The organism is Burkholderia sp. LS-044 (assembly GCF_004803625.1).
Lineage (GTDB): Bacteria > Pseudomonadota > Gammaproteobacteria > Burkholderiales > Burkholderiaceae > Burkholderia > Burkholderia cepacia.
In genome coordinates, this window is sequence record NZ_SSWO01000003.1 from 601,805 (window position 1) to 613,799 (window position 11,995).

Consider the following 11,995-nt stretch of genomic DNA (forward strand, 5'->3'; position numbering starts at 1 on the left):
CGACGATGCTCGCATACATACTCAGGCGGTTGCTGCTGATGGTCCCGACGCTGATCGGGGTGGTGACGATCACGTTCGCGGTCACGCAGTTCGTGCCGGGCGGCCCGGTCGAACAGGTGCTTGCGCAGTTGCGCCACGGCAGCGCGCGCGGCGGGGAGGCGGGCGGCGGAGGCGGCGGCTACCACGGCAGCCAGGGCGTCGACCCGCAGCAGATCGAACAGATCCGCAAGCAGTTCGGCTTCGACAGGCCGCCGCTCGAACGCTACGTGCTGATGCTGAAGAGTTATGCGACGCTCGACCTCGGCCAGTCCTATTTCGCGCATCGCAGCGTGTGGGCGGTCATTCGCTCGAAGCTGCCGGTGTCGATCACGCTCGGGATGTGGACGGTGATCCTCACGTACCTGGTGTCGGTTCCGCTCGGCATTGCGAAGGCGGTGCGCAACGGGTCGCGGTTCGACACCGTGACGAGCGTGCTGGTGCTGGCCGGCTACGCGGTGCCGGGCTTCGTGCTCGGCGTGCTGCTGCTGATGCTGTTCGGCGGCGGCACGTTCTGGCAGGTGTTCCCGATGCGCGGGCTCACGTCCGACAACTTCGACGACCTGACGCTGATCGGAAAGGCGCTCGACTATCTGTGGCACATCGTGATGCCGGTGACGGCGTCGGTCGTCGGCAACTTCGCGATCGTCACGATCCTGACCAAGAACACGTTCCTCGAGGAGATCGGCCGGCAATACGTGCTGACCGCCCGCGCGAAGGGCGCGCCCGAGCGCGACGTGCTGTGGAAGCACGTGCTGCGCAACGCGGCGATCCCGCTGCTCACCGGGCTGCCGGCCGCGTTCGTCGGCGCATTCCTGAACGGCAACCTGCTGATCGAGACGCTGTTCTCGCTCGACGGCATGGGGCAACTGTCGTACGACTCGGTGATCCGCCGCGACTATCCGGTCGTGCTCGGTTCGCTGTTCCTGTTCACGCTGATCGGCCTGCTGACCAAACTCATCGCGGATATCTGCTATGTCCTCGTCGACCCCCGTATCCAGTTCAACCGCCTGGACCACTGACCAGGCATGCGCGGCGTGCGCGGCCTCGCCGTCGCCGTGGCGGCGCACGTGGTTGCGCTTTCGCGCGCAGCCGCTCGGCTACTGGAGCCTCGTGATCTTCACGGTGCTGTTCGTGCTCAGCCTGGGCGCGAACCTGCTGTCGAACGACCGGCCGCTGATCGTGCGCTACGACGGGCACTATTACTTCCCGATCGTGAAGGACTATCCGGAGACCGCGTTCGGCGGCGATTTTCCCGCGATGACGAACTATCTCGACCCGTACATCCGCACGAAACTCGAGTCGCACGGCAATTTCGCGCTTTATCCGCCGAACCGCTATCGCTACGACACGATCGACTATTTCGCGTCGCGGCCGTATCCGGCGCCGCCGTCGGCCAGCAACTGGCTCGGCACCGACCAGTTCGGGCGCGACGTGCTCGCGCGGCTGCTGTACGGGTTCCGGCTGTCGGTGCTGATGGCGTTCGCGCTGACGGTATCGGGCGTGCTGGTCGGCGTGCTGACCGGCGCGCTGCAAGGTTTCTACGGCGGCCGTACCGACCTGGTCGGCCAGCGCCTGATCGAGATCTGGAGCGCGCTGCCCGACCTGTACCTGCTGATCATCTTCGCGTCGATCTTCACGCCGTCGCTGTGGCTGCTGTTCGTGCTGCTGTCGATGTTCGGCTGGCTCGTGCTGTCCGACTACGTCCGCGCCGAATTCCTGCGCAACCGCGCGCTCGACTACGTGAAAGCGGCGCGCACGATGGGGCTGACGAACGCACAGATCATCTGGCGCCACGTGCTGCCGAACAGCCTCACGCCGGTGATCACGTTCCTGCCGTTCCGGATGAGCGCGGCGATCCTGTCGCTGACGAGCCTCGACTTCCTCGGGCTCGGCGTGCCGCCGCCGACGCCGAGCCTCGGCGAGCTGCTGCAGGAGGGGAAGAACAACCTGGATGCGTGGTGGATCTCGATCGCGGCGTTCGCGGCGCTGGTGGTGACGCTGCTGCTGCTCACCTTCATGGGCGATGCGCTGCGCAACGCGCTCGACACGCGCACGCGCGGCTCGGCATTCGGCGGAGGGCGATGATGACGAGACCGTTGCTGCAGATCGACGGGTTTTCCGCGCATTTCGGCGCGAACGCGGCCGTCCAGGACCTGAGCCTGTCGATCGGCCGCGGCGAGCGCGTGGCGCTCGTCGGCGAGTCGGGGTCGGGCAAGAGCGTGACCGCGCTGTCGATCCTGCGGCTCGCGCAGCAGGCGACGCTGTCGGGACGGATGCTGTTCGACGGCGAGGACCTGCTCGCGAAGACCGAGCAGCAGATGCGTGGGATCCGCGGCGCCGATATCGCGATGGTGTTCCAGGAGCCGATGACGGCGCTCAATCCGCTGTATACGATCGGCAAGCAGATCGCCGAGAGCCTGCGGCTGCACGAGGGGCTGCGCCCGGGTGAGGCGCGCGAGCGCGGGATTGCGTTGCTTCGGCGCACCGGGATTCCCGAGCCGGAGCGGCGTATCGACAGCTTTCCGCACCAGCTGTCGGGCGGGCAGCGGCAACGCGCGATGATCGCGATGGCGCTGGCGTGCCGGCCGCGGCTGCTGCTCGCGGACGAGCCGACCACCGCGCTCGACGTGACGGTGCGCCAGCAGATCGTCGACCTGCTGATCGAGTTGCAGGAGCGGGAGGCCGCCGAGCGCGGGATGGCCGTGCTGCTGATCACGCACGACCTGAACCTCGTGCGGCGCTTCGCGCAGCGTGTGGCCGTGATGGAGAAGGGCGTGCTGGTGGAGACCGGCACGACCGCCGGGCTGTTCGCGGCGCCGCAGCATCCGTACACGCGCCGGCTGCTCGACAGCGCGCCGCAACGGGCGGTCGAACCGGTCGCCGCCGGCGCGCAGACGATCCTCGACGTGCGGCAACTCGCCGTCGACTACCGCATCGCGGCAAAGGGCTGGCGCTCGGTGCTCGGCAAGACGACGTTCCGCGCCGTGCACGACGTGCAGTTGAGCCTGAAGCGCGGCGAAACGCTCGGGATCGTCGGCGAATCGGGTTCGGGGAAATCGACGCTCGCGTCGGCGGTGCTCGGCTTGCAGCGGCCGGCATCGGGCGGGATCGAGATCGACGGCATGCCGCTCGCGTCGCTGCGCACGACGCAGGGCCGGCGCACGCTGTACGGGCGCATGCAGGTGGTGTTCCAGGATCCGTTCGGCTCGCTGTCGCCGCGCATGACGGTCGAGCAGATCGTCGGCGAAGGGCTGGGCGTGCACCGGCCGCAGGTGACCGGCGACGCGCGGCGGGCGCGGATCGCCGCGCTGCTGCAGGAGGTCGGGCTGCCTGCCGAGGCGATGCTGCGCTATCCGCACGAGTTTTCCGGCGGGCAACGGCAGCGGATCGCGATCGCGCGGGCGCTGGCGGTGGAGCCGGAACTGCTGGTGCTCGACGAGCCGACGAGCGCGCTCGACGTGTCGATCCAGAAGCAGGTGCTGAATCTGCTGACGAATCTGCAAAAGAAGTACAAACTCAGCTACCTGTTCATCACGCACGATCTGGCGGTGATGCGCGCGATGGCCCACCGGGTCATCGTGATGAAGGCGGGGCGCGTGGTCGAGGAGGGCGAGACGCTCGACGTGCTGCACGCGCCATCCCATCCGTATACGCGGGCGCTGCTCGCGTCGTCCATGCCGGCGCCGGCGCACGGCCCGCAGCAGAGGCAAGAGAGAACCGATGATTGACGAGAACCGGGCGCCGGGCGCCCGAGCCGTACAGGCAGCGCAGGCGTTGCGCAGCGACGCCGATTTCTGGTCGCTGCGCATCGTCGACGAGACGATCGACGAACATGCGGTGCGCAACGACGTCGCGCAGCCGTTCTCGCGCACGCGCGAGCGCGGCGCGATGCTGATGGCCCGGGCCGGCACGGGCGCGGGTTATGCGGCGACGCCCGACCTATCCCCGGCCGGGCTGCAGGCGGCGCTCGACATCGCGACCGCGCGGGCACGGGCAAGCGCGCCGTGGGCGCTGGTCGATCATCGCCAGGCTGCGCGCCCGCAGACGAGCGGCACGTATGCGTCGCCCGATGTCGACGCGGCACTGCCGTCGCGCGCGGAATGGATCGAGCGTCTCGCGCACGAATGCGCGGCGGCGAACCTCGGCGCGCGCATCGTCGAGCGCGCGGCGAGCGTGATGATCGTCGACACCGAACAGTGTTACCTGACGAGCGACGGCGTCCGGATCGACCAGCGGTTCCGGTTCCTGATGCCCGAACTGCACGCCGTCGCCCACGGCGACGGCGACACGCAGACGCGCTCGCTCGGTCAATCGGGCACGCTGGCGCAGGGCGGCCTCGACGTGCTGGCGCGCTACGGCTTCGACGGCGCCGGCGCGCGCGTCGCCGACGAGGCGCTGCAGTTGCTGGCCGCACCGAACTGCCCGACCGGCCGGCGCGACCTGTTGCTGATGCCCGACCAGATGATGCTGCAGATCCACGAGTCGATCGGCCATCCGCTCGAACTCGACCGGATCCTCGGCGACGAGCGCAACTTCGCCGGATCGAGCTTCGTCAGGCCGGAGATGGTCGGCCACTATCAGTACGGCTCGCCGCTGCTGAACGTCACGTTCGATCCCGAGCCGGCCGCCGAAGCCGCGTCCTACGCGTTCGACGACGACGGCACGCCGGCGCGCAAGCAATACCTGATCCGCAACGGCGTGCTCGAACGGCTGCTCGGCGGGGCGCTGTCGCAGCAGCGTGCGGGCCTGCCGGGTGTGGCCAATTCGCGCGCGTCGAGCTGGAACCGCGCGCCGATCGACCGGATGGCGAACCTGAACGTCGAACCCGGCGACCAGTCGCTCGATGCGCTGGTCGCGGGCACCGAGCACGGGATCCTGATGCGCACCAACACGTCCTGGTCGATCGACGACCACCGCAACAAATTCCAGTTCGGTTGCGAATTCGGGCAACTGATCGAGAACGGCCGGCTCACGCAGGTCGTCAAGCGCCCGAACTACCGCGGCATCTCCGCACAGTTCTGGCGCAGCCTGCGCGCGGTAGGCGACGCGGGCACGTTCGGCATCTACGGCACGCCTTATTGCGGGAAGGGCGAGCCCGCGCAGATCATCCGGGTCGGCCACGCCGCGCCGGCCTGCGTGTTCGCCGATGTCGACGTATTCGGAGGCGCGTGATGACGGGATTCGAACCGATGGCACGCCGCGCCGGAATCGACTGGCACGCGCATTTCACCCGGCTCGCCGACGAGGCGCAACGGCTGAAGGCGCCGGCCGAAACCGTCCTGCTCGGTTTCTCGAGCGAAACGTCCGACTTCGTCCGCTTCAACGGCGGCAGGATTCGCCAGACCGGGCGCGTCACGCAGGGGCGATTGTCCGTGCGGCTCGTCGACGGGGCGCGGCAGGCGCACTCGGCGCTGACCGTCTGCGGCGATCCGGCGGCCGACCTGCCCGAACTGGCCGCGGCGCTGGCCGTGCTGCGCGACGGCCTGCGCGATGCGCCGGACGATCCGCACCTGCTGTTCGATACCTCGTCGTGGCTGCAGGAAACGCACCGCACCGGGCGCCTGCCTGATGCGGACGGGCTCGCGCGCGTCGTGGCCGAATGCGCGCGCGGTCTCGATTTCGTCGGCTTCTACGCGGGCGGTACGCTGGCGCGCGGCTTCGCGTCGTCGACCGGCAGCCGCGGCTGGTACGAGGTCGAGAACTTCAACTTCAGCTGGTCGCTGTACGACCCGAGCGGACGGGCGATCAAGACCGCCTATGCGGGCGACGACTGGAGCGATGCGGCGTTCGCCGCCCGCGTCGAGGCGGCCGCCGCGCGGCTGCCCGTGCTCGGCCGCACGCCGAAGGCGCTTGCGCCCGGACGCTACCGCGCGTATTTCGCGCCGGACGCCGTTCACGAGATGACGAGCCTGCTCGGCTGGAGCGGCTTTTCGGCGCGTGCGCTGGCGAGCGCCCGCAGCCCGCTGCATCGCCTGTACGCCGGCGAGGTCGCGCTCGATCCGCGCGTGTCGATCACCGAGGATTTCTCGCTGGGCATCGCGCCGGCGTTCAACGCGGACGGCTACCGGCGCGACAGCGTGCCGCTCGTCGTCGGCGGTCGGGGGGAAGGGCAGCTCGTGAGCGCACGCACCGCGCGCGAGCACGGGCGTGTGCCCAACGGGGCGGACAACGGCGAATCGCCGCAGTCGCTGACGATCGCGGGCGGCACGCTCGCGGATGCCGACGTGCTGGCCGCGCTCGACACGGGGCTCTACGTCGGCAACCTCTGGTACCTGAACTTCTCGGACCCGATCGCCTGCCGGATGACGGGGATGACGCGCTTCGCGACGTTCTGGGTCGAAGGCGGGCGCATCGTCGCGCCGGTCGACGCGATGCGGTTCGACGACAGTTTCTACCGGCTGTTCGGATCGGAGCTCGAGCAGCTCGGCGCGGCGCCCGCGCTGCTCGCGAACGACGACACGTACGGCGAGCGCGCCACCGGAGGCGCGCAGCTGCCGGGGCTGCTCGCGCGCGCGTTCGAACTCACGCTGTAGCGCGGCTGCCGATACTCGCCGATGCCGTCATTCTTCATCGACCGTCCCGTCTTTGCGTGGATCGTCGCGCTCGCGATCGTCGTCGCGGGCGTGCTGGCCATTCCGCAGTTGCCGATCGCGCAGTATCCGCGCCTGGCGCCGCCGCGGGTCGTGGTCACCGCGTCTTATCCGGGCGCGTCGACCGAGACGGTCGATGCCGACGTCGGCAGCGTCATCGAGGAAAGCCTCGACGGCGCCGACGGGCTGCTGTACTACGAGACGAGCAGCGACGGTCACGGCAACCTCGAGATCGACGTGACGTTCTCGCCCGGCACCGATCCGGACATCGCGCTCGTCGACGTCAACAACCGGTTGAAACAGGTCGAGCCGCGGCTGCCGCAGCAGGTCGTCCAGCAGGGGATCGGCGTGTTCAAGGCGGCGAACACGTTCCTGATGCTCGTCACGCTGACGTCGACCGACGGCACGCGCGATTCCGCGCAGCTCGGCGATTACCTGAACCGCTACGTGCTGCGCGAGCTGAAGCGTGCGCCGGGTGTCGGCGCGGCCGAGCTGTGGGATGCCGACGAGGCGCTGCGGGTCTGGCTCGATCCCGTGAAGTTGCGCGAATACGATCTCGGCGCCGACGACGTGATCGCGGCGATCGGCGACGCGCCGTTCGTGCATGGCCAGCAGCTGACCGCGACGGTCGTGGTCAAGGGGCAGCTTGCGTCGCCCGAGGAGTTCGGCCGGATCGTGCTGAAGTCGAAGCAGGACGGTTCGGCCGTGCGCGTCGCCGACGTCGCGCGCGTCGAGATCGGCCGCGACGACTATTCGTTTTATTCGCGGCTGAATGGCCGGCCGGCCGCGACGGTCGGCATCCAGCTCGGCCCGCGCGGCAACGCGCTCGAAACGTCGAATGCGATCCGCGCACGGCTCGCCGAGCTGTCGCGGACGCTGCCGCCGGGCGTCGCGGTCGAGATTCCCTTCGACGGCGCGCATTTCGTCAAGATCGCGATCCACGAAGTCGTGCTGACGCTCGTCGAGGCCGTCGTGCTGGTGTTCTGCGTGATGTGGCTGTTCCTGCGCGACCTGCGCTACACGCTGGTGCCGACCGTCGTGATTCCGGTCACGCTGATGGGCGCGTTCGTCGCGATGTGGGCGTTCGGTCTGTCGATCAACGTGTTCACGATGTTCGGCCTCGTGCTGGCGATCGGCATCCTGGTCGACGATGCGATCGTCGTCGTCGAGAGCGTGCATCGCGTGATGGAGGAGGGCGTGTCGCCGCGCGACGCCACACGCCGGGCCATGAAGCGGATCGGCGGGGCGATCGTCGGCGTGACCGCGGTGCTGACCGCCGTATTCGTGCCGATGGCGTTTTTCCCGGGCAGTGTCGGCGGCATCTACCGGCAGTTCGCGGTGGCGATGATCGCGTCGATGCTGGTGTCGTCGTTCATGGCGCTGTCGCTCACGCCCGCGCTGTGCGCGAACCTGCTGAAGCCGGTCGCGCGACACGGCGGCGGAACCGGCCGGGCGAGGCGACGCGGCATCGGCGCGCGTCTGGCCGACCGGTTCGGCGTGGCCTTCGCGCGCGCCGAATCCGGCTATCGCCGCGTCGCGGTGTTCGCCGTGCGCCGCACCGGGATGGTCGTGGCCGTCTATGCAGCACTCGTGATCGCGTGCGGGCTGCTGTACTGGATGATGCCGGGCGGCTTCCTGCCCACCGAGGATCAGGGGCAACTGCAGGTGATGATCCAGTTGCCGGCGGGCGCCACGCAGGCGCGTACGCTCGCGGTCGTCGAGCGTGTCGAGGCGATCCTGCGCGGGGAGCCGGCGATAGCGAACGTGACGAGCGTGATCGGCTGGAGTTTCGCGGGCAGCGGGCAGAACGTCGGGATGGCGTTCGTGGAACTGAAGGACTGGGCGCAGCGCGACGTCGGCGCGATGGCGTTGCGCGACCGGCTCAACGCGCGTTTCGGCGCGATCCTCGACGGCGACGTCGAGGCGGCGCTGCCGCCTTCGGTGCGCGGCATCGGGCATTCCGACGGATTCACGTTCCGGCTCGAGGATCGCGGCGGGGGCGGGCTCGACGCGCTGAAGGCGGCCCGCGCGCAGCTTGCCGAGCGTGCGAAGGCGGATCCGCTGCTCTCGGCCGTGCATTTCGAAGACCTGCCGGACGCGCCGCGTATCGAGCTCGATGTCGATCGCGCGAAGGCGTATGCGCTCGGCGTGCCGTTCGAGCGGATCGCCGGGCTCCTGGGCGGCACGTTCGGCTCGAACTACATCAACGACTTTCCGGCGTCGGGCCGGATGCGGCGGGTGATCATCGAGGCCGACCCGGTCGCGCGCGCGACCGACGCGCAACTGATGGCGCTGACCGTCCCGAACCGCACCGGCGACATGGTGCCGCTTTCGGCGATTGCCGCGCCGCACTGGACGATCGGCCCGGTGATGCTGAACCGGTACAACGGCTATCCATCGCTCGACATCAGCGGCCGGGCGGCGACCGGCACGAGTTCGGGCGCGGCGATGGCGGAGATGGAGCGGCTGGCCGGTGCGCTGCCGGCCGGGATCGGCTTCGACTGGGTCGATGCGGCGCGCGAGGAGCAGGTTGCCGCGCGGCAGACGCCGCTGCTCGTCGGGTTGTCGGTGCTCGCGGTCTTCATGGCGCTGGCCGCGCTGTACGAAAGCTGGACGATTCCGCTGTCCGTGCTGACGATCGTGCCGCTCGGCATGATCGGCGCGATCGCGGCGGCACTCGCGCGCGGCATGCCGAACGACGTGTACTTCAAGGTCGGGATGATTACCGTGGTCGGGCTGGCGGCGAAGAACGCGATCCTGATCGTGCAGTACGCGCGCGACCTGGTCGTTCATGGCGTGCCGCTGCGGCAGGCGGTGGTCGATGCGGCCGCTGCGCGATTCCGGCCGATCGTGATGACGTCGATGGCGTTCCTGCTCGGTGTCGTGCCGCTCGTGCTGGCGACGGGCGCCGGAGCGGAAAGCCGGCGATCGATCGGCACGGGCGCGTTCGGGGGTGTGCTGGCGGCGACGGTGTTCGGGCTCGTGTTCGCGCCGGTGGCGTTTCGTGTCGTGGCGTCGGCCGGGCGACGCGGCCGGCGTGCGGCGGTGGCGACGCGCGACGATCGTCAGGCTGAGGTGGTGGGGGAGTGACGCAGTCACGCAGTGCCGGCAGGTGGTTTTCGTGCGTTGCGTTGATTGAATGCGATCGTCGTGCGGACGTCTCGCAGACGGCGCGATGCTCAATTCGAATTCAAGGAGACGGATTCAAACCATGTCCTACGTTCTGTATTACTCGCCCGGTGCGGCAATTCGGTTGAGGAATGGATGAAACGATTGATTGTGTTGCCGCTCCTGGTTGTGGTTGCCGTGCTGGCGCTCTGGGCGGGAATTCGGAAATCCGGCGGTGAAAAGGTCGCTTTGGCCACGACTGGGGCAGCTGCCAGCGTCGCGATGGCAGCACCTGCACCCAATCAGCCGTTCCGCGCTCAAGTCGTCGGCCTGGCGTGGCTCAATCCGTTAGAACGACGTGACTATCCGACCGAATGGCAATTGCTTTGGACGATGGGCCTCGTCGGGCCCAATGAGCACGACGACATGGTGAAGGAGGATCCGAAGAGTTTCACGACTGTTCAACCGGTCGCGGGTGTTGCGTATGGAAACGATGGGCGCGAGACGTTTGACGGATTCTACGAAAAATATGTCGACAAACTTCTCAGCTTGTTTGCTGAGATTTATGTGATGAGCCCGGCGTACTTTTACAACGTGCATTCGAAGGACCGAAAAGGCTGGCGAGAACTCGCAGGTACGCATATCGAGTTTGCAATCCCCGAGAAGCGACTCGATCCGGAAGAGTCACGTAAATATCTCGTCGACCAGTTTGTCGACTATTACGAGATTGGGAATAAGTCCGCACCGAGTCTGTGGAACAGTGACACTCCGCCAGATGTCCACATCACGCCAGGTGGTCCAAATGCAGGCTTCACGTCGCTGAATCGTGCGCTTGAGTACCTGCAAGCGCACCCCGATAAAAGCGTATGGGTGATGAACTGGGACGCGCCGAGCTTCCCACCGAAGGACAACCAGATGGACGAGAACATGGTGCTGCTCGTTCTGACCGGGCCGGACTTTGCGACGGGGCGAGAGCCGCTCGCCTGGATCGGGCGAGCCGCAGTCGGCAACGTGAATGACTTCGAAAAGAAGTCCGGGACGACCCGTGCAGTCCAAGCTTGGAAATCGACCATTGAACAAGCTGCCCACAATGCTGGGGTGGCGACGGCTGATCTTCATTACGTGGTCCACGACGCGGGCAAGGGCAGCGACGCCGCATCCGCTCGCCTGGGTACGTTGTCCCAGACGTTGACCGAAGTGCTGCCGGAATATGACTACAAGAAACAGACGTTCAACACGCCGGCGCTCCTCGGTGAGATGGGCGCAGGTACCGCGTTGACGGACGTAGCACTGGCGATCGGTCGCGCAAACCATATCGGCGGCAATACGCTCGTGGCAGGCACGACAGACCTCGAACACCCGACGGCGGTCGTCGTGGTGCCGCCGGCGAAGCTGAATCCCGTCGATCCAAAGAAACCGTGGTTCCGCGCGGCCGGAGAGGGTAGTGCCTATCTGCCTTGGTGGGGGAAGCGCCACGATGTCGATTACAGTCGATCCGGGCAAGGCTACAGCTTCTGAGCACGCGAATGATGCGATAGATCGGGTGCGGCGTGCGGTCCACTGATTCGCGCGTCGTTTGCTTTCGTTGTGGGGAATTTTTATGGAATCGGGAGCGTATAGACCCTCTCGCCATCAGCAGCTCATGGGGTGGGGCGTTGGGCTGGTTGCCGCTGGGATTTGCCTTTCCGCTGCCTTATTTGTTCTTCTGATCATTGGCGCGTTCGACCAGTGGCATATTCAAAGCGATGCACAGTTGGCGTTTGTCTTCTCGGTGCCCGTTTTAATGGTGTTCGTCGGACTCGTCCTGTTCGTCGTGGGCGTGGTCAACGCATTCAGAGCGCGCAAATGAACCGATATGGCCACCGCGCGTGGATTGTCATAACGATGGAAGTGCGATGTGATTGTGCGGCGGGATCTATGACGAACGCGAACCTGGATCAGAGGCTTTCATGCGCGGTGTAATTCGGGTTGGAGACGTACACAGTCTGTGTCCGGGCGATCCTCCGTACTCCGACCTTGGACTATCGCGCCGCGCTGTAGCGTACCATCACGGTGCCGAGGCTCATCACGGCGAGGCACGTGACATAAACGTCCATAGGATTAGTCATAATTTGATTTTACATAATCATAGTTATCGGTAGTTTGTGTTGTAGTAGCTAGATGGAAATGTCCGCTTTTGGCTACATGGAAATGTCCGCTTTCGTGCCGCGTAAGCTGTCCGGCCGCCGGGTGTCCGGCGCCGGAGGCTGCGATGGCTG

8 protein-coding genes are annotated in these 11,995 nt (G+C 67.1%); all 8 read left to right on the forward strand.

The features are described 5' to 3' along the window. The first annotated feature begins 5 nt into the window (after nt 1–5). The 8 genes from E9536_RS11250 to E9536_RS11285 all read left to right on the forward strand — a co-directional run bounded on the left by E9536_RS11250 (nt 6) and on the right by E9536_RS11285 (nt 11,586). Complete coding sequence (locus tag E9536_RS11250; protein WP_136469862.1) at nt 6–1,058, forward strand: ABC transporter permease subunit; 1,053 nt, start codon at nt 6–8, stop codon at nt 1,056–1,058. Then, nucleotides 1,012–2,124 carry an ABC transporter permease gene (locus E9536_RS11255; protein WP_027787338.1) on the forward strand — a complete coding sequence of 371 codons (1,113 nt, stop codon included), beginning with the start codon at nt 1,012–1,014 and terminating at the stop codon, nt 2,122–2,124. The genes E9536_RS11250 and E9536_RS11255 overlap by 47 nt, the downstream gene beginning before the upstream one ends. After that, nucleotides 2,124–3,767: a dipeptide ABC transporter ATP-binding protein gene (locus E9536_RS11260; RefSeq protein ID WP_059682489.1), complete on the forward strand. Its 1,644-nt coding sequence runs from the start codon at nt 2,124–2,126 to the stop codon at nt 3,765–3,767. Before E9536_RS11255 ends, E9536_RS11260 begins: the two co-directional genes overlap by 1 nt. Beyond that, on the forward strand, nt 3,760–5,211 hold the full coding sequence (locus E9536_RS11265) for a TldD/PmbA family protein (RefSeq protein ID WP_124544936.1): 1,452 nt from the start codon (nt 3,760–3,762) through the stop codon (nt 5,209–5,211). The genes E9536_RS11260 and E9536_RS11265 overlap by 8 nt, the downstream gene beginning before the upstream one ends. After that, the gene (locus E9536_RS11270; RefSeq protein ID WP_060357928.1) at nt 5,211–6,572 is read left to right on the forward strand and encodes a metallopeptidase TldD-related protein; all 1,362 of its coding nucleotides are present in this window, start codon (nt 5,211–5,213) and stop codon (nt 6,570–6,572) included. Before E9536_RS11265 ends, E9536_RS11270 begins: the two co-directional genes overlap by 1 nt. Nucleotides 6,573–6,593: 21 nt before the next feature. After that, the gene (locus tag E9536_RS11275) at nt 6,594–9,719 is read left to right on the forward strand and encodes a multidrug efflux RND transporter permease subunit (protein WP_136469863.1); all 3,126 of its coding nucleotides are present in this window, start codon (nt 6,594–6,596) and stop codon (nt 9,717–9,719) included. Nucleotides 9,720–9,893: 174 nt separating this feature from the next. Continuing rightward, a complete protein-coding gene (locus E9536_RS11280; RefSeq protein ID WP_136469864.1) occupies nt 9,894–11,255 on the forward strand; it encodes a virulence factor in 1,362 nt (453 codons plus the stop codon). A gap of 124 nt (nt 11,256–11,379) precedes the next feature. Beyond that, nucleotides 11,380–11,586, forward strand: coding sequence for a hypothetical protein (locus E9536_RS11285; RefSeq protein ID WP_136469865.1), 207 nt, complete (start codon nt 11,380–11,382; stop codon nt 11,584–11,586). Nucleotides 11,587–11,995: the final 409 nt, after the last annotated feature.